The sequence below is a fragment of the Streptomyces phytophilus genome (assembly GCF_013870535.1).
In the GTDB taxonomy this organism is placed as follows: Bacteria; Actinomycetota; Actinomycetes; order Streptomycetales; family Streptomycetaceae; genus Streptomyces; species Streptomyces phytophilus.
Genome location: NZ_JACBXC010000018.1, coordinates 1 through 22,792 on the forward strand (window position 1 = coordinate 1; position 22,792 = coordinate 22,792).

Here is a 22,792-nt window from a genome sequence, read left to right on the forward strand (position 1 = left end):
CTCCTGTGCGCGGGGGCGGCGGCCGGTGGAAACCGTTCCTGAAGCTGGGCGCAGATCCTTCACGTACCGAAGGCAGACTCCGAGGAAAGAGGCCCCAGATATGCCAAGGCTGTGCAAGCCTGCGGTGAGCGCGCCGGAATACATCATCACGATGGAAGAGACCCTGGAGTTCGCCAAACAGGCGCACGCCGGAAAGCCGCAGCTCCCTTTGGCGCTGCGGCTGATCCGGAACACGGGGGTGTTGAAGCGGCATATCGTCCAGCCCATCGAGAAGACCCTCGGCCACCCGGGGCTGACCGAACGCAACCTCATCTACGAGGCCGAGTCGAAGAAGATGTGCCCGCCGGTCATCGAGGAGGCGCTGCAGAACGCCGACATGACGGCCCGTGACATCGACGCGATCATCTACGTGTCGTGCACCGGGTTCCTGATGCCGTCGCTGACGGCCTGGCTGATCAACAAGATGGGATTCAGGTCGGACACCCGGCAGATTCCCATCGCGCAGCTGGGCTGCGCGGCGGGCGGCGCGGCGGTCAACCGGGCCCACGACTTCTGCCTGGCCCACCCCGGAAGCAATGTGCTGATCGTCGCGTGCGAGCTGTGCTCGCTGTGCTACCAGCCCACCGCCGACGACATCGGATCGCTGCTGTCCGACGGCCTGTTCGGCGACGCGGTCGCCGCCGCCGTGGTGCGGGGCAACGGCGGTGTCGGTATCGAGGTGGAGCGCAACGCCTCCTACCTCATTCCCCACACCGAGGACTGGATCTCCTACTCGGTGCGCGACACCGGCTTCCACTTCCAGCTGGACCGCCGGGTGCCCGGGACGATGGAGCCGCTGGCGCCGGTGCTGCGGGAGTTCGCCAAGGACCACAGCTGGGACGCCGGGAAGCTCGACTTCTACATCGTCCACGCCGGCGGGCCGCGGATCCTGGACGACCTCGCCAGGTTCCTCGACGTCGACCGCCAGGTATTCCGCCACAGCTGGTCGACCCTGACCGAGTACGGCAACATCGCCAGCGCCGTCGTATTCGACGCCGCCCGCAGGCTGTTCGAGGAGGGCACGGCGAAACCCGACGCCACCGGAATGATCGCCGGCTTCGGCCCGGGTATCACCGCCGAGATGGCACTGGGCACCTGGGGCACCGACGGCACCGGCACGTAGAACCGGAAACCCCCGCAGCCTGCTCCAGGCAGCCGTGCCGCAGCCGGATTCCGCGCGGAGAAAGAGGAAGTGAACTTGATGACCGGCCTTATCCTCCCCCCGGGCCAGGGGCGCAAGCTGATCACGAAGGCGCAGGAGGTGACCTTCAAGGCCACCGAAGCGGACGGCTCTTCCGTGTCGATCTTCGAGGTGGTCGTGCCGCCCGGATTCGACGTCGGGGCGCACGTCCACGGCGAGGCCCAGGAATTCTTCTACGTCCTCGAAGGCGAGCTGGAACTCCTGGCGTTCGAGCCGACGAAGCGCACGGAGGAGAACTGGCACGAGTGGGAGTCACCCGAGGGGGACCGCATGGTCCGCGCCACCCCGGGCGCCAGCATGTTCGTCCCCCCGAACACCCCGCACGCCTTCCGCAACGCCTCCGCCGAACCGGTGCGCATGCTGTTCCAGTGCCTGCCCTCCCCGGTGCACGAGCTGTACTTCGAGGAGATCGCGAAGATCTGGTCGGCCGGCACGGCGGTGGATCCCGACGCCGTCCAGGAGATGCGCCGCCGCTACGACGTCCACCAGATCACCCCGCTTCGCTACGACCCGCCCCCCGCCCCCTCCGCACGGCCGGCGGCAGGCGGGGCGTGAGGCAGATGACGACGACCCACGGGAGCAGCATGGACAAGATCCCCCTGACGCACGCGAGTCTGGGCGAGCGGGAACTGGCCGCCGTCGCCGAGGTGTTCGCCTCCGGCTGGCCGGCCGGCCAGGGCCCCAGCGGCAAGGCCCTGGAAGCCGGCCTGCAGGAACGCTACGGCGCCGGCGGCGCCGTCGCCCTCAGCAACTGCGGCGCCGCCTTGCACCTGGCGATGCTCGCACTGGGCGTCAAGCCCGGCGACGAGGTCATCGTCGCCGACTACACCTTCCCCGCCCCCGCCCACGCGGTCCGCTACGTCGACGCCGTCCCGGTCTTCGCCGACGTACGCGCCGACACCGGCACCGTCGACCCGCAGGCGGTCGCGGCGCTGGTCACCCCCAGGACCGTCGGCATCATCGCCGTCGACACCGTCGGCCTGCCCGCCGACTACACCGAACTGCAGGCGATCGCCGACCGCCACCAACTGTTCCTCGTCGAGGACGCCGCCTGCGCGGTCGGCGCCACCTACCAGGGCCGCCCGGCCGGCTCCCTGGCCGAGGTCGCCTGCCTGTCCTTCCACGGACGCAAGGGCGCCAGCAGCGGCGAAGGCGGCGCGCTGATCGCCACCGACCCGCAGATCGCCGCCTTCGCCCGCCGGCGCGCCTCCTTCGGCATCGGCAGCATCTTCGACCAGGGCCAGGTCATCGGCCTGCCGATCCCGGAGTTCCTGGAGATCGGCTACAACTACAAGCTCTCCGACATCGCGGCCGCCATCATGCGGGTGCAACTGGAGCGGCTGGAGGAATTCCTCGACCACCGCGCCGCGATCGCCGCACGCTACGCGGAACTCCTGGCCGGCGAGGAACTCCTGACGGTGCCGCACGTGCCCGCCGACCGCACCCACGCCTGGCAGTCCTACATGGTGACGCTGGCCGAGGGCGTGGACCGCGGGGCCGTGGCCACCGACCTGCGCGCGGCGAACATCGGCTCCTTCCACGGCACCTGGGCAAGCCACGTCCAGCCCGCGTTCGAATCGAAGCAGGTCTGCCCGGTCTCCGCCGACCTCTTCCGGCGCAACCTGGGCATCCCCATGCACGCCGAGCTGACCATGAGCCAGACCGAACGGGTCGCCGAAGTCCTGCGCAAAGCCGTACGCACCCACGCCACCCCCCGCACCTGACACCCCCCACCCACCCACCTCACCCGCCTGACCCGCCTGACCCCCCACTCTGCCTCTCCACCCGCCGCCCCGCGCCATCCCGCCCCGCCCCGCCCGGACCCGGCGGTGCCGGGCCGGGGCCGGGGCGGTGCCGCGTCACGGATCCCCGCGAGCGCCCACACCCTCCTCAGCCGCCCCGAAGGAGACAGTTCCCATGAAGGGCTCCACAGCCTACAAATCGATACTGAAGCGCGGTCTTCACATCGGTCTGCTGCCCCAGATGGCCGCGGCCGTCAATCCGTCGACGCCGATCACCCTCGACCACCGGCTCGACGTCTTCCCCGACGCGGGACAGCGCCTGACGGTGGCCCAGTACGCCGGGCACGTGGACGACCTGGCGGCCCGCCTGTGGGCGGCGGGCATCCGGCCCGGCGAACGCGTCGTCATCTACAAGACGGCCAACGCCGACCACTGGATGATCGCCGCCGCCGTCTCCCGCATCGGCGCCGTCGTCGTCAACCTCTCGCCCGCCCTGGACGCCGTGACCGTCGCCGCCCTGATCGAACGGGCCGACCAGCCCAGCCTGGTCACCGACACCGCCAAGCTCGACATCCTCGCCGACATCCCGCTGGCCGACCTCACCAAACGGGTCGTCGCCGTGGGCGGCGAGCGGCCGGGCACGATCTCCCTGGCCGCCCTCGCCGGCTCCCCGCGGGTGGCCCCCGTCGTCCGCCCGATCGACGAAGCCGCCGTGATCACCCACACCTCCGGCACCACCGGGCTGCCGAAACTCGTCGTCCACACCCCCCGCACCCAGGGCCTGCGCCTCATACCGCAGTGGCGGCTGCTGTCGCTGATGCGGAAGAAGGAGACCGTCGCGATCCACGTCCCCTTCGTCCACTCCCGCATGGTCGCCGCGATGTCCCTGGCCCTGCTCAAGGAGTACCCGGTCCTGCTCATGCGCGAGTCGGACCCCGCCGACGTCGCCGAACACCTCCTGGCCCACCGCCCGGCGCTCATCGAGGCCCTGCCCAACTCGCTGATGGAGTGGGAACCCCTCACCGACGACCCCCGCACCCCCTTCGCGTCGGTGAAGGTCTTCTCCAGCACCTTCGACGCCATCCACCCCGGCACCATGAGTAAACTCCTCAACTCCTCCCACCGCCGCGGCGCACTGTTCTTCCAGATCTACGGGCAAAGCGAAGTCGGCCCCGCCGCCGGCCGCGCCTACCTGCGCCGCTCCGCGCACAAGGCCAACGGGCGCTGCGTCGGCTGGGCCATGCCCAAGGGCGCCGCGAAGATCCGCGTGGTCAGCCGGGACGGCCGGCCGCCCTCCGAGACCAGCCCCGGCTTCATCGAGGTCGCCTGGGACGGCCTGGCCAAGACCTACTTCGCCGAACAGGACCGCTACGACACCAACCGCAACGGCGACTGGTGGCGCACCGGCGACGTCGGCTACCGCACCCGCCTGGGCTGCCTGCACATGCTCGACCGCGAAGTCGACATGATCCCCGGAGTGCGCAGCTCCCTGGAGATCGAGGACGTCGTCCTGGGCAAACTCAGCGAACTCAGCGAACTCGTCGTCGTCCCCGGCCCCGGCTCCCAGCCCGTCCCGGTGATCTGCACCGTCGACGACAAGCCGCTGGATCGCCAGCGCTGGCGCGCGGCCGCCGCCGCCTTCCCCCAACTGGCCGACCCCGTGCAGATCCCGCAGGCCGACCTGCCCCGCACCGCCACGCTCAAGGTCCAGCGCCTCGCCCTGGCCCGCCGGCTGGAAAAGCAGTGGGAAGACAACCAGGACTGACCAGGCACGCCCCGCCGGCGCCGCCCCTTGTCACGCCGGCGGGGCCCCACCCCTGCCGCACATGCTCATACGCCCCGCCCGAGGAGACACGCAGTGACTACCGAAGTGACCTCCTGGACCGGCGCCGGCCCCCACCCGGCCGCCTCCGTGCGCCGCATCACGGACGACCTGCTGCAACGGGTGGAGGACAAGCTCGCCTCGTTCCTCACGGCCGAACGCGACCGCTACGCGGCGATGGACGAACGCGCCCTGGCCGCCGTCGACGCCCTGACCGACCTGGTCACCTCGGGCGGCAAACGCGTCCGGCCCACCTTCTGCATCACCGGCTACCTCGCCGCCGGCGGCGACCCGCAGGACCCCGGCATCGTCGCCGCCGCCGCGGGCCTGGAGATGCTCCACGTCTCCGCCCTCATCCACGACGACATCCTCGACAACTCCGCACAGCGCCGCGGCAAGCCCACCATCCACACCCTCTACGGCGACCTCCACGACAGCCGCCACTGGCGCGGCGAATCACGCCGCTTCGGCGAAGGCGTGGCCATCCTCATCGGCAACCTCGCCCTGGTCTACTCCCAGGAACTCGTCTGCCAGGCACCCCCCGCCGTCCTGCCCGAATGGCACCGGCTGTGCTCCGAAGTCAACATCGGCCAGTGCCTGGACGTCTGCGCCGCCGCCGAGTTCTCCGCCGACCCCCAGCTCTCCCGCCTGGTCGCCCTCATCAAATCCGGCCGCTACACCATCCACCGCCCCCTGGTCATGGGCGCCAACGCGGCAGGACGGCCCGACCTGGCCACCGCCTACGTCGAATACGGCGAAGCGGTCGGCGAGGCGTTCCAGCTCCGCGACGACCTCCTGGACGCATTCGGCGACTCCACCGAGACCGGCAAACCCACCGGCCTGGACTTCACCCAGCACAAGATGACACTGCTCCTCGGCTGGGCCATGCAGCGCGACGCACACATCCGCACCCTGATGACCGAACCCGGCCACACCCCCGAGGAAGTACGCCGCCGCCTGGAGGACACCGAGGTCCCCAAGGACGTCGAACGGCACATCGCCGACCTCGTCGAACAGGGCCGCGCCGCCATCGCCGACGCACCCGTCGACCCCAAGTGGCGCCAGGAACTCGCCGACATGGCCGTACGCGCCGCCTACCGCACCAACTGACCCCCCCACCCACCCGCACCGCTCACCCCACCCGCACCGCTCACCCCCCCCCGCATCACCCGCACCGCGCAAGCCGGCGGGGCCCGTACCCCGGCGGCTTCCCGCCGCATGCCCCCGCGCACCCCGCACCGCTGCGGTGACCGCCACCCGACCGCGACCGGGAGCCCCGAATGGAGCACCTCGTACGCCATGCCGTCACCACGATCCGCGAACGGTTCTTCGAGCCGCTGAGCCTGGACGATCTCGCCGAGAGCGTGCGGGTCAGCAAGTACCACTTCCTGCGGGTGTTCACCCGGGTCACCGGAGTCACCCCGGGCCGCTTCCTGAGCGCGGTACGCCTCCACGAGGCCAAGCGCCTGCTGCTGAGCACCTCGCTGACCGTCGCCGACATCTCGGCGCGGGTCGGCTACAGCAGCACGGGCAGCTTCACCCGCCGCTTCACCGAGTCGGTCGGGCTTTCCCCCACCCAGTACCGCAAGCTGCCGCCCGCCTGCGGCAGCCGGACACCGCCGCCCGCCTTCCCCCACCCGCCGCGGGCCGCGCCGGTGCCGGTACCGGCGGGGGGATGCCGGACCGGGGCGGTGACCGGGGTGCTGCGCACCACCGGCGCCGAGTTCTCCCGCGCCTACGTCGGGGCGTTCGACGGCGCCATCCTGCAGGGCGTGCCCGCGTCCTGGAGCACCGCCAGCACGCCGGGCCGCTTCACCCTGCCGCGGATCCCTCCCGGCACCTGGTACATCCACGCCGTGGCCCTCGGCGAGCACGGCACGGCCGGCACCGGCACCGGCACCGGCACCGGTGCCGGTCCGGCGCCGCTGACCGCCACCGTCGGCCCCGTACGGGTGGGTGCCGACACCGGCCGCATCCGCGACGTCACCCTCTCCCCGATGGACTGGACCCGACCGCCGATCCTCTTCGCCCTGACGGGCATGGACCCGCAGCCGACAGCGGCCTAGGGCCTGCCGTTCGGATCTTCGCCGGGCTCGCTGGGGGCACCGCCCACGAGCGAAGCGCTGTGGGGGAGGCTGGCACCGCTCCCCCACAGCGCGCAGAGCGCGCGTGGGCGGTACCCCCAGCGGCGTTGTCGTCGGTCGACGACGCTCCGCGTCGCCTCCCTCCTCCGCCTTGCGATGCACGGCACCAGCCGCCGCTCCCTGATCCGGCAAGACCCAAACGACAGACCCTAGACGCGGCCGGCCCTGCCCCCGCCCCCGCCCGGCCCGTCCGCCCGCCCACCCGTGCCGCCGATACGGACCATGCCGGGATCCCGACTCACGGAGACGAAGGTATGGACACGCATCAGACCACGTCACTTCTCGTCGGCCTCGCCGTCATCGTGCTCCTGGCCCGGCTGCTCGGCGCGCTGGCCCGCAGATGCGGCCAGCCGGCGGTGGTGGGCGAAGTCCTCGCCGGCGTCGCGCTGGGCCCCACCCTCCTCGACGGCGCGGTCTCCGACGCCCTCTTCCCGGACACCGTACGGCCCCTGCTCAGCGCACTGGCCGCGGTAGGCGTCGCGGTCTTCATGTTCATCGTCGGCCTGGAGATCGACGCCGCGCTGCTGCGCGGCAACGGACGCCTGGCCGTCACCGTCTCCCTCAGCTCGATCCTGGTGCCCTGCGGCCTGGGCATGCTCCTGGCGCTCTACCTGGCAGGCGACTACAGCACCGGCGACGAGAGGGGACTGGTGCTCTTCATGGGCGTCGCCATGGCGATCACCGCGTTCCCGGTGCTGGCCCGCATCCTCACCGACCGGCAGATGACCCGCACCCCGCTGGGCGCGGTGGCGCTGGCCTGCGCCGCCATCGGCGACGTACTGGCCTGGGTGCTCCTCGCCGCCGTGGTCGCGATCAGCAGCCCGGGCGGCGCCGACCAGTGGCGGATGCTCCTGGCCGTCCCCTACCTGCTGGTCATGTTCTTCGTGCTGCGCCCGCTGCTGCGCCGCCTGGCGGCCCGCCGGAGCGAACTGCGCCTGACCCCGACCGTGTTCGCGTGCATCCTGGCGGGCCTGCTGCTGTCCGCGGCCGCCACCGAATGGGTGGGGCTGCACTACATCTTCGGCGCGTTCCTCTTCGGCGCGATCCTCCCGCGCACCGGCACCGAGCAGCTCCACGCCGAGGTCCACAACCGCCTCGGGCAGATGACCGGCACCCTGCTGCTGCCGGTGTTCTTCCTCGTCTCCGGCCTCAAGGTCGACCTGTCCGAGATGGACACCGGCGGCCTGGGAGCCCTCGCCCTGATCATGCTCGTCGCCGTCGGCGGCAAGTCCGCCGGCGCGATCGCCGCCGCCCGCCTGCACCGCATGCCGCTACGGCAGTCCGCCGCGCTGGCCACCCTGCTCAACACCCGCGGCCTGACCGAGCTCATCGTCTTGAACGTGGGCCTGCAACTGGGCTTCATCGGACAGGACCTCTACTCCCTCATGGTCGTCATGGCCGTGATCACCACCGCGATGACCGGCCCGCTGCTCAGCTGGATCCTCGGCCGCCCCCGCGAGGACGACCTGCCCCCCGCCGCCGGCGCATCCGGACGCAAGCCGGGAACGGTCGGCACCCCCGCCTGACTCCGCCCCCCGAGGGCTGCGGGGCCGGGCAGAAGGCAGGAGAGGAGCCCGGGCAGGAACCGGGGAAGCCGGGGAAGCCGGCGGGGGAGGAGGGGCCGGGGGAGGAGTCCCTGGCCGAGCCCCTGACCGATCCGGCCGCGGGCGGGCGACAATGACCCCTATGTCCTCAGCCACACCCGAAGAGACGTCCGCGCGGGCCCGGGCCGCCGAAGCCGGCCTGGGCCTGCGCGAGCGCAAGAAGCTGCGTACCCGCCAGGCGATCCGCGCGGCCGCCCGCCGGCTGATCGACGAGCGGGGCTACGACAGCACCACCGTCGAGCAGATCGCCGCGGCCGCCGAGGTCTCGCCCAGCACCGTCTTCCGCTACTTCCGCAACAAGGAGCAGATCATCCTCCGCGACGAGGACTACGCCTTCTCCGGCGCCGAACTCCTGCGCGAGCGCCCCGCGGACGAGCCGCCGCTGCCCGCCCTGCGCGCGGCGGTCTCGGCGATGGCCCGCGCCACCTACGAGGAGTTCAACGCGGAGTACCGGTGGCGGATGGAACTGGTGCGCGAGGTGCCCGCCCTGCGGGCGCAGATGCACGAGGGCCAGGACAAGGCCGTCGAGGTCCTCACCGCGGCGCTCGCCGAACGGGCCGGACCCCGCGCCGACCGCCTCGCGCTGCGCGTCATGGTCGGCGCCATGCTGGGCGGCCTGCACCAGGTCGTCCTCGAATGGGGCGACGGGAACCAGGAAGGGGACCTGCCCCGGATGTTCGACCGGGCACTGGCCGTGCTGGAGCACGGCCTGGCCCCGGGCGAGCCCCGCGCAGCGGCCGGCTGACCCCGCCTTCCCCGCGGGGCGCGCCTGCCCCGGCGGGAGGCCGGCGGCGCGACGCAGGGCAGGGCCCCGGGGCGGCCCGGCGGACGCACAATCCACCGGTTGCCCCAAGGCCCTGCCCCCCTTGCGTCCCCCGGCTGTGTTCCCGGAGCCGGGGACGACGGTCAGTCCTTGACGTCGCCCTTGACGTACCGCTGTACGAACTCGTGGGCCAGGTCGCCGAACTGCTCACCGAACACGATCGTCCGATCGACGGTGGTCTGGAAGTGGACGCCGCCCCACACCCGGCTGTTCCCGCAGGTCCGGGTGAAGTCCGTCCAGGTCGGGAAGTGGATCGACAGGTCCTTGCCGGGGGTGATCCCCGGCTCGACGACCGTCGAGCCGGCCGGGTAGTTGATCGTCCAGTCCAGCTCGTCGGAGTCGAAGTAGCGCCGCGCGGCCTGCGAGGTGGCCGAGCACAGGCTGGTCGAGCCCGAGGGGTACTCCGGGTGGTCGCCCACCGGCAGGTAGCCGGCCCACTCCGAGGCGCGGATGTCGACCGTGCCCATGCCGACCCCGCCCCAGGCGCGGATCTTGCGGTTGCCGTACACGTGGCGGACCGCGGTGACCGGGCGGACGGCGTCGTAGATCCTCTTGTGGTGCCAGGCGGCGATCAGCGGCTCGAACGTCGCCAGCACGTGCGAGAGCATCCAGTGGACCCAGCCGTGCACGCCCATCTCGTTGTTCTGGTCGTACTTCTTGGCGATGACGATCGACGAGTGGCCGATGCCCCAGAGCTTGTTCTCCATGATCTCCGCGAGCGCCTTGCGCTCGTCGTTGAGATTCGCCGACGCGTCCACGATCGCGTCCACCTCGCGCTTGTAGGCGCGGTGGTTGGTGTGGTCGCTGAACTCGGGCCGGGGGATCCGGAACCGGGAGGGGTCGCGGAAGATGTGCGCCTTGGTCCGGGCGATCTGCGGGGTCACGAAGTGCTGGGTGACGTAGATGCCGAGGTCGCCGGGGCCGCCGCCGGCGCGCCGCGCGTTGTGGGCCTGGAGCTGCGGCTGCCAGCGCGAGGGGTTGTTCACCTTGAACGCGGTGTTCACCGGCTCGTAGCCGGTGTAGTCCGCCCACGGCCTGGGGTTGTACTTGCGGCCCTCGTAGCCGAGGAAGTTCATGCCGTCGTTCTTCAGGGCGTTGAAGGCGTTCTTGGCGGCGACGTTCCCGATGCCCACCGGGCTGCTCAGGTTCTCCGTCTCGTCCATGGGGTCCAGGCCGAGCGCGACCATCAGCTCCCGCAGTTGCCCCACCTGCTGCGGCAGGGCCTGCTTCCACACCCCGTGCTGGGCGTGGATCGCGGCGATGTTCAGGTTCCGGTTGGTCGCGGACTCGCTGGAGGGGCGGCGCGGGATCTGGCTGTACACGCCGACCGCGGTCTCGTGGTACGGCGCCAGCGCGTCGAACGCCGCGAGCCACACCACGCGGTTGATCCACAGGAAGACGGTCACGTCCATCGGACCGAGGATCGCCAGGGTCGGCGACTGGCCGGCGTTCTCGTCGGTGGGCTGCGCCCACTTGATGTAGTTGTCCTTGTCAAGGTCGAACTCGATCGCTGCCGCCTTGCTGCCGGCCGACTTACCGCTCGGGCTGGCCGAGGCCGTCCCGGAGAAACCCGCCGCGGACAGGGCCGCGGCACCGCCGAGCCCGCCGAGGAGCATGGACCTGCGCCGCGGTGAGTAATTCGAGGAAGAAGTGTGTCCGGACGTCGTCATGCGCTGTGTTCCTTTCTAAAGGAGGGGGCTCCGCGGTCCAAGGCGACGTCTGCGGGCCGGCCATGCCCCAGACCTGTCGCACACACCGACTGTTCCGGCGCTTCCATAAGAGCGGGTGCGGTCATAGTTCCTGTTCTTCACGGGTTGCCACTAAACGCCTTCGAAAGGTTAGGCAAAATCCACGTCTCGCCGCAGGCCAGGAAATTCAATGCGGCACCCTGAGCCCTGTGGGCTACCGTACTGGCCGTTACTAGAGCTCCACTAGAGGCCAACTAAGGTAAGCGATTGCCCCGCCGCCGCCGGTATCCGGCGCGTAAATTCACGGCGTGAAGAAATATGTGGCCGCCCGGGGCGGCCTCACTATCGGCTCCGGCTACTGTGAGGGCCGTTGACCTGGCGGGCGCCGGCAGCGCGGTCCGCAAAAGGCCGCTATCGCGCCGGTCCTTTTCCGGCGGCCGGCGGTCGGCCCTGCCGTGTCTCCACCGCGCCTTAAGCGGGGCGTGGAATCTTCAAGGGTATCTGCCCGAAGTGAGACACATGCGGGGGAGTAACGGCCCATGCGCATTTATTTACAGCTCACTCGCTCCCTGGAGAGGCTCGGCGCCTCGTTCGGGATCGCGGCGCTCAGAATCTCGATCGGAATCATCTACCTCTGGTTCGGAATACCCAAGTTCTTCCCCGGGGTAAGCCCGGCGGAAGTGCTGGCTTCGAAGACCGTGGAAAGGCTGACATTCGGAGTCGTCGAGGGGACCGCCGCCTCCGTCTTGACCGGCACGCTGGAAACCGCCCTGGGGCTGCTGCTGATCAGCGGGAGACTCGTTCCGCTGACGGGTATCGGACTCCTCGCGCACATGGCGGGGACGTTCACACCGCTCTTCATCTTCCCGAAGGAGACCTGGGAGGGCTTTTGCATCGGCACCCTCGAAGGGCAGTACATCCTCAAGAACCTGGTGATCGTCGCGGCCGCCTTCGTGGTCATCGGCTACTCGAAGTCGCGCGGCCGGCCGGAGCCCGGACCCGCCGAGCCCGCCGAACTCCTCGGGCCCGTCGAAGCCGCCGGACCCGCCGGACCCGCGGCCGTGGACCCGGCGGCGTCCTGGATCCGCGACAAGGCACGCTGACGGCCCGCGCCGGCGGCACCCCCCTGTGATGCACGCGGGAAGCCGCCCGCCCCGCCCCCGCCTGGCCCCCACCGCGCCCGCTCTGCGGAACATCGAGTTCAGTTCCGGCGCGGCTCCAGATCGAGCCGCCGCACGGTCCCGGTGGATTCTCCACTGAGCAATCTGGGCGATGACACCGCCGGGCACACCCCGCCACGCTGGACGTGAAGCGTGTTTTGCATGCGTGGAGGGGGTCTTCACGCGAATCGCTGGTGCGGCCGCATCGGAACTGGAAGGTCCTATATGTCGTCCACTCTTGTCGGGTTTTCTGGCGATTTCGACGTTATCGTCATCGGTGGTGGACCCGCCGGTGCGACTACAGCCGCGCTGCTGTCCAAGCGCGGGCACCGTGTCCTCGTGCTCGACCGCGAGCGGTTCCCCCGGTACCACGTGGGGGAGTCGCTCATTCCCGGCGTGATGGTTCCCATGGAGGAACTCGGGCTGAAGGAGCGGATGGAGGCCAAGGGGTTCGAGCGGAAGTACGGCGGCACCCTGGTCTGGGGCAACAACGAGGTGCCGTGGAACTTCTCGTTCACCACGGGCGGCCGCATCCCCTACGCCTTCCACACGCGCCGCGCCGACCTGGACGCGCTGATCCTGGACCGGGCCCGCGAGCTGGGTGCCTTCGTCGTGGAGGACGCGACGGTCAAGGACACCATCGAGGAGGACGGCCGCGTCGTCGGCGTCCGCTACGCCCTGCGCGGCCTGGGCGGCACCCAGGAGGCCAGGGCCTCCATGGTCATCGACGCCTCCGGGCAGGCCCGCGTCATCGGCCGCAAGTACACCGAGGTCAACTGGAACGAGCAGCTGCGCAACGTCGCGGTGTGGACGTACTTCGACAACTGCCACCGGCTGCCCGGCGACGAGTGGAGCAACATCCTCATCGAGGGGACCGCGGACGGCTGGTTCTGGGGCATTCCGATCGACAAGGGCGTCTTCAGCGTCGGGTACGTGACGCGTTCGGAACTCGCGACCGAGTCCGGCAAGTCCCTTGAGGACCTCTTCCAGTCCGAGATCGCCTCCACCACCAAGCTGAAGGAACTCCTCAAGGACGCCACCCAGGCCGCGGGTTACCGCTCCGCGCGCGACTGGTCGTACACCAACGACCGGTTCCACGGGAAGGGCTGGGCGCTGGTCGGCGACGCCGCCGCGTTCGTGGACCCGCTGTTCTCCACCGGTGTCGCGCTGGCGACCCTGGCGGGCAGCACGCTGTCGAAGGTCGTCGACCAGATACTCCAGCACCCGGAGATCGAGGAGAAGGCGCTCGACCGGTACACCAACGCGTACCAGGAGTTCTTCCACGACATCCGCAAGTTCGTGGAGGGGTTCTACGACCGCTCGAAGACCAAGGGCTTCTACTTCAACCTGGCCCAGGAGATGGTCGACCCCGAGAAGGAGAACGAGGCGGAGGTCGACTTCGTCAAGCTGGTCTCCGGGCTCAGCGGACGGCAGGGCGGGCTGTTCGAGCTCAACGTCGACGACCTCATCGAGGACGCCAAGTCCACGCCCGCCCCCGGTAGCTGAGGCACCGGCGCCGCCCCGGGCGCACCGGACGACACAGGCTCCCGGCGGTCCGGGGATCTCGGCCGAGATCCCCGGACCGCCGGGAGCTTCGCCATGCCGCCGGCCGGCGCCGCAACGCCAACGCCAACGGCAGCGGCAACGGCAGCGGCAGCGGCGGCGGCGGAAAAGGGACCGCGGCACCGGGAGCGCCCGGGGGAGAAGGAGTCTCCCGCAGGGCCCGGTGCCGCGGTCCCGAAGAAAGAGGGGGGCGGTGCGGCGCCGTCAGCTGCCGGAGCCCGCCGGGCCCAGCAGGACCCGCGCCTCCAGCGAGCCCTCGGCGAGCTGGTGGTAGGTCTGGAGCTTGAAGTACTCGCCGCCGGAGTACGAGGCCACGTTGTACAGGCCCTGGACCGGGCCGGGGTAGGTGTGCGGGACGTTCCTCGCGAACTTCTCCACGCTCGGCTCCAGCGCGATGCGGCCGGGCAGGGCCTGCGCATCCGGGACCAGGGTGGCGAACGTGATCCGCTGGATCTTCGGCGAGTCCCACGTCAGCGTGGTGTAGATGCCCACGGCCTGCTTGGCGAGCGTCAGCATCTGCTCGCTCGGCTCCGGCAGGCCCAGATCCCGCAGCATGGCCCGGACGGTCTCCGGCGCGCGGGTCTCGTCGGGGAACTGCAGGAAGTAGACGTTCACCGTCCGGCTCGGGTAGTCGATCCCGATCATGCTGTTCTTGTCGTCCAGGCCGTAGCGGGCGTAGAAGTCGAGGTTCTCCGCCAGGCTGGGCGGCATGGACGGCAGCGCCGCGACCTTCGACAGCTTCTGCAGGTCGTTGCCCGGAAGGAACGTCCAGGTCTTCCTGAACCCTTCGACGACTCCGAAGTCGACACCGTGGGCGGTGACCGGGATGTTCGCCTGGACGTCATCGAGGAGCGTGCCGACGGGATGGTCCGTGGCCTCGGCGATCCCCTTCGACACCGCGTAGCGGTACGGGTTGACGTCCGCCGGCAGCGCCGTGAAACGGCAGTCGAGGTCCCGGCTGCCGCGCGTCGTCACACGGAAGGCCACGACGACCTTCTCCAGCTCGTACGCGGACAGGATCGGCCACACCTTGTCACGCGAGGGGGTGACGTCCAGCAGCCCGGACGCCTCCTCGATGGCGGCGTAAAGACCTTCCATGCCTGTGTCAGTCATTTGCCCTCCAGTTCAATCAGAACAGTTCGTGACGAGCGTCTGCGTGAATCAGGACATCGGCCCTGACATCTCCATTTTCCCGGTTGCGGCGAGCAGGGACGACAGGCATGGCACGCCTATTTTCGTCACTCCATGAATTGTCGATCCGGGCGCACGGAATGTCAAGAAGATCCCTTCCATAGTTCCTTTCGAGTGACTCTTTAGTGGCCGGTGGTAGGGTCGCACACCAGGATTTCGCAGAACCTGATCGGCATCGACTGCTTGGAGTGCTTGGTGTCCGAAGCTACTGGGGCGGAAAGGCTTTACTCGGCCATCGAGGAATCGGCTCGAATGGTCGATGCGCCTTTCTCGCGTGACAAGGTCTGGCCGATCCTCTCCGCATTCGAGGACGGCTTCTCGGACACCGGCGGCGTTATCTTCAGCCTCCAGGCGGGCACACACGTGCCGGAAATGGAGTATTCCGCTCAGGTTTCCCCGGGGATCAGCGACCCGTATGCCCGTGCCCTGGCGAGTGGAATCCTCACGGAAACGGACCATCCGGTCAGCACCGTGCTCGCGGAGATCGTGTCGCTGGCGCCCACCAGCGAGCACTACATCGACTGCGGCATCGTCGGCGGTTTCAAGAAGATCTACGCGAACTTCCCGCACGACCAGCAGACGGTGGCCGGGCTGGCCGGGCTGCCGTCCATGCCGCGCGCGGTGGGCGGGAACGCCGAATTCTTCGCCCGCCACGGCCTGGACCGGGTGGCGCTGATCGGCGTCGACTACGTGAACAAGACGATAAACCTGTACTTCCAGGTCTCCGCCGCCACCGCCGGAAACCTCGACCGGGAGACCGTGTCCGCCATGCTGCACGGAACCGGGATGAGCAAACCCAGCGACGCGATGGTGGCATACGCGGGCAAGGCGTACCGGATCTACACCACGCTCAGCTGGGATGCGGGGGAGATTCTTCGGATTGCCTTCGCGCCGAAGCCGCGCCGGGGTATCGACCCGGCGGATCTTCCCGCCCGTCTGGAACCGAGGATCGCGCAGTTCCTGCGGACCACGCCGCACAAGTACCCCGGCGGTCTCATCAACGCCACGGCCGCCAAGTGGTCGCCCGAGCGTGAAGTCCTGGACCTCGCAGCGCACCACCAGGTTTCCGCTGTGCAAATGAAGGCAATCGAAGCGGAGGAAGGCCCAAGCTCGTGACGACATCCGGCCCTGCCCAGCAGATACCGTTCGACTTCGACAACGGCAACTTCATCCGGGACCTGATCACCACGCACGGCGGCGGGGGCTACCCGCCGGCGGATGCGATGGCCCCGGGGGACGTGGCCTCGTACACGTGGGTGACGCATCTGCTGCAGACGTCGTGGTTCGACGCGCTGGCCCCGTACCACCCGACCGCGGTGGGCGTGTACTCCCGGATCCCGCGCCGCCCCGCAGAGGAGTCGGCCACCAACCGCAACAAGAACATCGCGGGCCTGTACGCCATGTTCCAGGTGGTCAAGGCGGTGTTCACGGAGCGGGCGCCGGTGCTGCGCCAGGCGCTGGGGGCGCTGGGCCTGGACCCTGACGACGAGTCGGGGGACCTGTCCACCGCGGTCGGTATCGGCAATACGGCCGGCAAGGCCATCGCCGCCGCCCGCGCGGGCGACGGCATGAACGCCCTGGGCGGCAAGGACCGCACCTACAACGGCCAGCCCTACGAGGACTACACCGGCTACCGGCCGGTGAACACCGCCGACGAACTGGCCGATCCCTCGCGCTGGCAGCCCGCCGTCGAGCCGCACCGCCGCCGCACCGACGGCGGCCCGGGCGACAAGGGCATCTTCACCGCCCAGCGGTTCGCCACCCCGCAACTGGGCCTGGTCACCCCCCAGACGTACCGGGACCCCGCCCAGTTCAAGCTCGCCGCGCCCGACCACCTCGACCACAACGACGCCGGCGCCTACCGGAAGGCGGTGGACGAGGTGCTCGCGGCGTCGGCCGGGCTGACCGACGAGCAGAAGGTCAAGGCGGAGTTCTTCGAGCACACCCCGCTGTCGGTCACGCTGTCGCCGCGCGCCGCGGCGATGGCGCACGACCTGGACCTGGACGGCTGGGCGCAGCTTTTCCTGGTGTGCTCGACCGCGCGCTTCGACAGCCTGATCGCCGCCTGGCACCACAAGCGCGCCTACGACGCCGTCCGGCCCTTCAGCGCCGTGCGGCACGTGTACGGCAGCAAGCCGGTCACCGCCTGGGGCGGGCCCGGCAAGGGCACCGTCGAGGCCATTCCCGCCGACGAGTGGACCGGCTACCTGCCGGTGGGCAACCACCCCGAATACCCCTCCGGCTTCACCGTGCTGACCGCCGCCCAGGCGCAGGCCGCCCGCAGCTTCCTCGGCGACGACGTCCTGGACTGGACCCACGCCTTCCCCGCCGGCTCGGGCCAGAAGGAACCGGGCACCGTCCCGGCCACCGACCTCGAACTGTCCTGGGCCACCTGGACCGACTTCGAGAACGACTGCGCCACCAGCCGCGTATGGGCCGGCGCCCACTTCACGAAGACCGCCGAAACCTCACTCGCCTTCGGCACCCAGTTCGGGGACCTGGCCCACACCTTCGTCCAGCGGCACGTCAACGGCGACGTCAAGGACTGACCGTCTTCCCCTGCCACGATGCCGGACGCCGGCACCGCGACCCGCCGCCCTCACCCGTAGCCCGCTCTCCGCACGAAGGGGGAGAGCCCAGGGCACGGCCATCGATATCCCGTTTCCCGTGAAGGGCCGCTTCTCAGGTTCTCCTCCGGCCCCTCCCTGCTGAGGACAAGGAAGACGATCATGACGACATTCGGACACACCTCTGTCTCGGACTTCTCGCTGGGCCGCAGGTCGCTGCTGGTCGGCGGCGTCTCGGCCGCGTCGCTCTCCATGCTGTCGTTGTCCCGCCCCGCTGCTGCCGCCACCGGCGATGAGCCGCCCGAGCTTCCCGACCTGGACAAGGACAACTACATCAAGTGGGCCCAGCCCACCGGCGCGCGGACCGGTATGTCGGCCAGCGATGCGTTCATCGGCTCGATGGACGTGACCCTCATCCTGTTCATGAACCGCGCGGCGATGCTGGCGCTGTTCGACGCGCTGGCGCCGTACCACGAGACGGCGGTCGGCATCCACAGCGACATCCCGCGCCGCCCCTCCAGCGAGTCGGCCACCAACCGGAACATGAACATCGCCTGTATCCACGCGCAGAACGCCATCTGGAGCCGTCTGCTGCCGCCTATCGTGGCGGGCCTGCGGGAGCTGATGGTCGCGCTCGGCCTGGACCCCGACGACACCTCGGAGGACGTGACCACCCCCGTCGGCATCGGCAACGTGGCGGCCAAGGCCGTCTGGAACGTCCTGAAGAACGACGGCATGAACGTCCTCGGCCACGAGGGCGGCCGCAAGTACAACCCCCGGCCCTGGGCGGACTACACCGGCTACGTGCCGACGAACACCGCCTTCAAGCTGAACAACCCCTCGCGCTGGCAGCCGCAGCTCCAGCCCCACAACGGCCGCCGCGCCGGCGGCGGCCCCGGCGACCTCGGCATCTACGTCACCCAGCACTTCGTGACCCCGCAGATCGCGGTCACCCTGCCCCACATCTACAAGGACCCGACCCAGTTCCCGCTCCCCCGGCCCGACTTCACGGACCACACCGACCGCCGCGCCTACAAGCGCTCCGTGGACGAGATCATCGAGGCGTCCGCCGCGCTCGACGACGAGCACAAGGCACTCGCCGAGATCATGGAGAACAAGCTCTGGGGCATCGGCCACTCGTCCATCGAGGTCGGCCTGAAGAACGACCAGAACAACGAACTGGGCGTGCACGGCTGGGCCCAGTGGATGCTCCAGCACATCCTGGCGACCTTCGACACGCTGATCGCCGCCTGGGGCTACAAGCGCAAGTACGAAGCGGTGCGGCCGATCACCGCGGTCCGGCACGTGTACGGCAACCGCAAGATCCGCGCCTGGGGCGGCGTCGGCATGGGCACGGTCGACGACATCCCGGCCAACGAGTGGACCGGCTTCCTGCCTGTGGGCGACCACCCGGAGTACCCGTCGGGCTCCACGACCGTGGGCTCCGCCGCCTCGCAGGCCGCGCGGCGCTTCTTCGACTCCGACGACCTGAACTGGGAGTTCGACTTCGAGGTCGGCAAGTCGATCGTGGAGCCGGGCATCACCCCCGTCGAGAACGTCAGGGTGAGCTTCCCCACCTGGACCGACTTCAACAAGCGGTGCGCCTACAGCCGCGTGGACGGCGGCGTCCACTTCACGAAGACCGTCGAGCGGTCCATGGTGTTCGGCGAGCAGTTCGGCGACCTGGCACACGAGTTCATAGAGCGGCACGTCACGGGCCAGGGCAACGGCTGACGGCCCTGCCCGAAGCGGAAGGGGGGCCTTTTGACACTCGGTACGAGTGCCGGAAGGCCCCCTCCTCTCACGCCTGCCGGGATACGCCGCACACCGCCGGGGCCGGACAAGGGGATACGAATCCGCCATGCGGGGGAGACGGCGGCATGTCCGCTCCTCCCCGGATCCGCACGCGTGCGGAATGCGAGGCGCCCGCAGCACAACCGAAGCAGCATCGCACCACCGGCGCCGGCGCCGGTGGTGCGGTCGCGGTGAACACCACCGCGGCGCCGCGCTCTGCCCGGCCGTACTCGCGCCGGCTGTGCTCACGTACGGCGCCGAGCCGACGGCGAAGTGATCGCCAAACGCCACGGTAGTGGCACGGACGACTCGAAAGGGACCAGTACCTTGACACCGGAAGCCACATTCACGCGATTTCGCGAATACATGGTGGGACCCTCGCGGTTCATGAGCCTGCTGTCCTGTTTTGAGCTCGGCGTCATCGACAAGCTCCGCGACACCCCCGGCATGACCGCGGCCGAACTCGGAGACGCCGTCGGCGCCAAGCCCGATGCCGTGGAACAACTCCTGCTGCTGCTGGTGAAAGAGAGCTTCCTCGCATACGACGAGGACTCCGGCGGCTACTCCCTCGACGCGCTCGCGGACATCCCCGAGAACGACCTCCGGCAAGTGCTCGCCCGCATGGAAATGATCAAAGCCGTCACGCTCAGGCAACTGTTCTATCTCACCGACAGCGTGCGGACCGGCACCACCGTCGGCCTGAACAAGCTCTACGGGCATGAAGGGAACCTGTACGGCGCACTGGCCGAGCACAAGGAACTGCGCGAACCCTGGGCGCGGTTGATGAACGGCGAGACCGCCCACATCGACCCCTGGTTCTTCGACAACATCGACGTACCGCCCGGTTCGAAGGTGCTCGATCTCGCCGGGAACACCGGCCTCGGGGCCATTCACACGTGCAAGCTGAAGGCGTCCCCCGGGCTTCGGGTGACGACCTTCGACCTGCCGGAGAAGGAAGAGGAGTGCCTGGAGAACTTCAGGAGCCATGGCCTGGAGGAGCAGTGCTCGTTCATAGGCGGTGACGTCTTCGAAGAAGTACCCAAGGGCTTCGACGTAGTGCTGATCAAGCACTTCCTGCCCATGTTCGACAAGAGCGACGTGTTCAAGATCCTCGAAGGCGTCAACCGGTCGATGGACGCCGGCGGGCAGGTCCACCTCCTGGTACCGGTGTTCCCCGAGAACATCAAGGACACCGACAACTACACCGTTGACTTCTTCCCCTCCTTCTTCATCGGCTGCGCCATGGGGCAGGGCGGGGCGCAGAAGATGTCGACGTGGCAGAAGTGGCTGGAGGAATGCGGGTTCACCGTCACCAAGGCAATCGCAGAGGACCCCGCCGACATGCTGCCGCACGCTCTGCCCGTGGAGGCCGTCCTGTCCGCCACGAAGCGCGCCGGCTGAGCGCCTGACGGCCCGTCACGGCGCGTGGCGGCGGGAGCGGCCGGCCCGCAGGGCCCCGTGCCTGCCGGATCGTTTCTGTTCTTGAGCGGAACGGTCACCAGGGAGCCGGCGGCGCGTTCGGCGATCCACGGATACGGCGCTGCCGCCCGGACCGTTCGCGCTGCCGGGCGGTCCGGGCGGCATGCCGGCGGCAGCGGCCACCGCCCGCCGGCGGTACCCGGATCGCCGTATGACCCGCACGGCTTCACAGGAAACAGGAAAGGGGGCCCGGCCCATGAGCACGGATGCCTCGGCAAGGCCGAGTCCGCAGGAGTTCATCGACGCACGGCCCATGGGCCGCCGGCAGCGGCTCATCGTGAGGGTGGGCCTGCTCACGATGGTCGCCGAAGGACTGGACACCGCCATCGCCGGCTTCGTCTACCCCAGGATCAAGGAGGACTGGGGAGTCGGCGGCGGCGCGGTGACGGTGACCGTGACGCTGGGCGTCCTGGCGATGATCGTCGGCGGTGTGGCCGCCGGCCCGCTCGCCGACCGGTACGGGCGCAAGGTCGTCACCCTCGCGGGCATCGTCTGCTTCGGCCTGTGCACGGCCGCCATGGGATTCACCCAGGGCATCGGCCTGTTCGCCGGGCTGCGCACCGTGGCCTGCCTGGGGCTCGGCGCGGTGCTGCCGAGCATGATGGTGCTCATCGCGGACTGGATGCCCGCCGGGCGGCGGGTCCAGATGGTCGCGCTGGCCTTCGCCGGGGTGACGGCCGGTACCGCCGTCGGCGGGATCCTCGCCTCGGTCCTCGTGCCGGCGTTCGGCTGGCCCACGCTGCTGGTGGTGTGCGGGATCGCCCCGCTGCTGCTGATCCCGGCGATCGTCCGCGTCATCCCGGAGTCCGTCAGCGTGCTCGCCGCCCGCAAGCGGCCGCAAGAGGAACTGCGCGGCGTCCTGGAGGCCGTCGCCCCGGGCGAGGACCTGTCCCGGGTGGACTGGGACCACAGCGCGGAGCGCACGCGCGCACGGCCCACCCCGCGGGCCGTGCTGTCCCGGGGCGTCGCCCGCATGACGCTCCTGCTGTGGCTGTGCTTCTTCCTGGGGCAGGGGGTCGCGTTCGTGATCCTCACCTATCTGCCCGAACTGGCCGAGCGCGAGGGCCTGACGGAGGCGAAGGCCGCGGTGTCCGTCGCGGCCTTCGGATGGGGCGGTCTGATCGGACAGCTCTCGGTGTCCTTCGTCCTCAAGCGGTTCGACCGGTTCCGCGTCCTGGCCCTGCTGTGGGCGATGACCGCGGTGGGCCTCGGGGCGGCTGCCCTGGCCGCCGGCCGGTTCGCCGCGCTGCTCGTCACGGCGTTCCTGCTCGGGCTGTGCCTGCCGGCGGCCACCGCCGTACTCCAGGCGATCACCGCGGTCGCCTATCCGCCGGCCGTACGTGCCACCGCTGTGAGCTGGGCGAACAGCGCCGGTAAGGCGGGTCCGCTGGCCGGCGGTGTCAGCGGCGGCATCATGGTCGACGCGGGCTGGTCGCTGTCCAGCGTCCTGCTCGTCCTCACCCTCCCGGTCGTCCTGGCCCTGCTGGCCACGCTGAAGCTGCACGCCCGCGGCCGCGGACAGCCCAAGGAGGAACCGCACACCGTCGCACCCCGGCCGATCCCGGGCCTGGGCTCCGAGCAGCCGTGACCGCGCCGAGCCGGACCCGGACACCCCACCGCCGGACCCCGCCGCCCCTTACGGCACGCATCAGGCCGGGCGGGGGCGCAGCAGCCCCCAAGGATTGACATGCCTACGACACCCCAGCCATCTGGTAGCACCTGCTAAGTGACAGGCGCTATCATTTATCTATGGCTGTCAGAAATCGCTGTCCGGTGCCGGCCGGACCGGTCGGTGACCGGTGACCCGGTGTCCCCCCGCGGCAACGCCCCGCCGGCCACCGCTGACTGCCGGCGCGGCCCCCACCGCAGCACGAAGGCGCCGCCACCACCTGGCGTCCGGGCCCGCACCCCACCCACCCCTTCACCCGGCGGCCGGCCCCTCCCCAGCGCCGATGCCGCATGCCTTTTGAGAGGA

General features: G+C 70.0%; 17 protein-coding genes. 15 read left to right on the top strand and 2 right to left on the bottom strand.

Annotated features, from left to right (window positions below; genetic code table 11):
• The first annotated feature begins 100 nt into the window (after positions 1 to 100).
• The 8 genes from H5J30_RS02765 to H5J30_RS02800 all read left to right on the top strand — a co-directional run bounded on the left by H5J30_RS02765 (position 101) and on the right by H5J30_RS02800 (position 9,297).
• The gene (locus H5J30_RS02765) at positions 101 to 1,162 is read left to right on the top strand and encodes a type III polyketide synthase (RefSeq protein ID WP_181785537.1); all 1,062 of its coding nucleotides are present in this window, start codon (positions 101 to 103) and stop codon (positions 1,160 to 1,162) included.
• A 78-nt stretch (positions 1,163 to 1,240) separates the two neighbouring features.
• Positions 1,241 to 1,795 carry a cupin domain-containing protein gene (locus H5J30_RS02770; RefSeq protein WP_181785538.1) on the top strand — a complete coding sequence of 185 codons (555 nt, stop codon included), beginning with the start codon at positions 1,241 to 1,243 and terminating at the stop codon, positions 1,793 to 1,795.
• 29 nt (positions 1,796 to 1,824) lie between these two features.
• Entirely contained in the window at positions 1,825 to 2,964 is a 1,140-nt protein-coding gene (locus H5J30_RS02775) for a DegT/DnrJ/EryC1/StrS family aminotransferase (protein ID WP_181785539.1), read from the top strand.
• Positions 2,965 to 3,157: 193 nt separating this feature from the next.
• Complete coding sequence (locus tag H5J30_RS02780; protein ID WP_181785540.1) at positions 3,158 to 4,747, top strand: class I adenylate-forming enzyme family protein; 1,590 nt, start codon at positions 3,158 to 3,160, stop codon at positions 4,745 to 4,747.
• A 93-nt stretch (positions 4,748 to 4,840) separates the two neighbouring features.
• Positions 4,841 to 5,914 (top strand): polyprenyl synthetase family protein, encoded by a 1,074-nt coding sequence (locus tag H5J30_RS02785; RefSeq protein ID WP_309505411.1) that lies wholly within the window; start codon positions 4,841 to 4,843, stop codon positions 5,912 to 5,914.
• Between the two features lie 170 nt (positions 5,915 to 6,084).
• The gene (locus H5J30_RS02790; RefSeq protein WP_181785541.1) at positions 6,085 to 6,870 is read left to right on the top strand and encodes a helix-turn-helix domain-containing protein; all 786 of its coding nucleotides are present in this window, start codon (positions 6,085 to 6,087) and stop codon (positions 6,868 to 6,870) included.
• A 332-nt stretch (positions 6,871 to 7,202) separates the two neighbouring features.
• The gene (locus H5J30_RS02795; RefSeq protein ID WP_181785542.1) at positions 7,203 to 8,474 is read left to right on the top strand and encodes a cation:proton antiporter domain-containing protein; all 1,272 of its coding nucleotides are present in this window, start codon (positions 7,203 to 7,205) and stop codon (positions 8,472 to 8,474) included.
• Positions 8,475 to 8,634: 160 nt separating this feature from the next.
• Entirely contained in the window at positions 8,635 to 9,297 is a 663-nt protein-coding gene (locus H5J30_RS02800; protein ID WP_181785543.1) for a TetR/AcrR family transcriptional regulator, read from the top strand.
• A gap of 161 nt (positions 9,298 to 9,458) precedes the next feature.
• Here H5J30_RS02800 and H5J30_RS02805 read toward each other — a convergent pair whose 3' ends face one another.
• Positions 9,459 to 10,991 (bottom strand): DUF6851 domain-containing protein, encoded by a 1,533-nt coding sequence (locus H5J30_RS02805; RefSeq protein ID WP_181785550.1) that lies wholly within the window; start codon positions 10,989 to 10,991, stop codon positions 9,459 to 9,461.
• A 611-nt stretch (positions 10,992 to 11,602) separates the two neighbouring features.
• Between H5J30_RS02805 and H5J30_RS02810 the strand changes: the two genes are divergently transcribed.
• Positions 11,603 to 12,166 (top strand): DoxX family membrane protein, encoded by a 564-nt coding sequence (locus H5J30_RS02810; RefSeq protein WP_258563053.1) that lies wholly within the window; start codon positions 11,603 to 11,605, stop codon positions 12,164 to 12,166.
• A 282-nt stretch (positions 12,167 to 12,448) separates the two neighbouring features.
• A complete protein-coding gene (locus H5J30_RS02815) occupies positions 12,449 to 13,729 on the top strand; it encodes an NAD(P)/FAD-dependent oxidoreductase (RefSeq protein ID WP_181785544.1) in 1,281 nt (426 codons plus the stop codon).
• 261 nt (positions 13,730 to 13,990) lie between these two features.
• On the opposite strand, the gene H5J30_RS02820 is transcribed toward H5J30_RS02815, so the two are convergent.
• On the bottom strand, positions 13,991 to 14,899 hold the full coding sequence (locus H5J30_RS02820) for an aromatic prenyltransferase (protein WP_258563054.1): 909 nt from the start codon (positions 14,897 to 14,899) through the stop codon (positions 13,991 to 13,993).
• A gap of 210 nt (positions 14,900 to 15,109) precedes the next feature.
• On the opposite strand from H5J30_RS02820, the gene H5J30_RS02825 reads away from it, so the two are divergent.
• The 5 genes from H5J30_RS02825 (at position 15,110) to H5J30_RS02845 (ending at position 22,405) form a co-directional block, all read left to right on the top strand.
• Entirely contained in the window at positions 15,110 to 16,093 is a 984-nt protein-coding gene (locus H5J30_RS02825) for an aromatic prenyltransferase (RefSeq protein ID WP_181785545.1), read from the top strand.
• Positions 16,090 to 17,526, top strand: a complete 1,437-nt coding sequence (locus H5J30_RS02830; protein WP_181785546.1) for a DUF6851 domain-containing protein — start codon at positions 16,090 to 16,092, stop codon at positions 17,524 to 17,526. Before H5J30_RS02825 ends, H5J30_RS02830 begins: the two co-directional genes overlap by 4 nt.
• Before the next feature lie 180 nt (positions 17,527 to 17,706).
• Entirely contained in the window at positions 17,707 to 19,278 is a 1,572-nt protein-coding gene (locus H5J30_RS02835; RefSeq protein WP_181785547.1) for a DUF6851 domain-containing protein, read from the top strand.
• A gap of 426 nt (positions 19,279 to 19,704) precedes the next feature.
• The gene (locus H5J30_RS02840) at positions 19,705 to 20,739 is read left to right on the top strand and encodes a methyltransferase (RefSeq protein ID WP_181785548.1); all 1,035 of its coding nucleotides are present in this window, start codon (positions 19,705 to 19,707) and stop codon (positions 20,737 to 20,739) included.
• Positions 20,740 to 21,013: 274 nt separating this feature from the next.
• Positions 21,014 to 22,405 carry an MFS transporter gene (locus H5J30_RS02845; RefSeq protein ID WP_258563056.1) on the top strand — a complete coding sequence of 464 codons (1,392 nt, stop codon included), beginning with the start codon at positions 21,014 to 21,016 and terminating at the stop codon, positions 22,403 to 22,405.
• The last annotated feature ends 387 nt before the right edge of the window (positions 22,406 to 22,792 follow it).

Excerpts from the sequence above, each read along its gene's own strand:
- H5J30_RS02770 (WP_181785538.1), top strand. The coding sequence starts at position 1,241 with ATGACCGGCCTTATCCTCCCCCCGGGCCAGGGGCGCAAGCTGATCACG.
- H5J30_RS02820 (WP_258563054.1), bottom strand. The coding sequence starts at position 14,899 with ATGACTGACACAGGCATGGAAGGTCTTTACGCCGCCATCGAGGAGGCG.
- H5J30_RS02835 (WP_181785547.1), top strand. The coding sequence starts at position 17,707 with ATGACGACATTCGGACACACCTCTGTCTCGGACTTCTCGCTGGGCCGC.
- H5J30_RS02815 (WP_181785544.1), top strand. The coding sequence starts at position 12,449 with ATGTCGTCCACTCTTGTCGGGTTTTCTGGCGATTTCGACGTTATCGTC.
- H5J30_RS02845 (WP_258563056.1), top strand. The coding sequence starts at position 21,014 with ATGAGCACGGATGCCTCGGCAAGGCCGAGTCCGCAGGAGTTCATCGAC.
- H5J30_RS02805 (WP_181785550.1), bottom strand. The coding sequence starts at position 10,991 with ATGCTCCTCGGCGGGCTCGGCGGTGCCGCGGCCCTGTCCGCGGCGGGT.
- H5J30_RS02790 (WP_181785541.1), top strand. The coding sequence starts at position 6,085 with ATGGAGCACCTCGTACGCCATGCCGTCACCACGATCCGCGAACGGTTC.
- H5J30_RS02780 (WP_181785540.1), top strand. The coding sequence starts at position 3,158 with ATGAAGGGCTCCACAGCCTACAAATCGATACTGAAGCGCGGTCTTCAC.
- H5J30_RS02840 (WP_181785548.1), top strand. The coding sequence starts at position 19,705 with ATGGTGGGACCCTCGCGGTTCATGAGCCTGCTGTCCTGTTTTGAGCTC.
- H5J30_RS02775 (WP_181785539.1), top strand. The coding sequence starts at position 1,825 with ATGGACAAGATCCCCCTGACGCACGCGAGTCTGGGCGAGCGGGAACTG.
- H5J30_RS02795 (WP_181785542.1), top strand. The coding sequence starts at position 7,203 with ATGGACACGCATCAGACCACGTCACTTCTCGTCGGCCTCGCCGTCATC.
- H5J30_RS02800 (WP_181785543.1), top strand. The coding sequence starts at position 8,635 with ATGTCCTCAGCCACACCCGAAGAGACGTCCGCGCGGGCCCGGGCCGCC.
- H5J30_RS02765 (WP_181785537.1), top strand. The coding sequence starts at position 101 with ATGCCAAGGCTGTGCAAGCCTGCGGTGAGCGCGCCGGAATACATCATC.
- H5J30_RS02810 (WP_258563053.1), top strand. The coding sequence starts at position 11,603 with ATGCGCATTTATTTACAGCTCACTCGCTCCCTGGAGAGGCTCGGCGCC.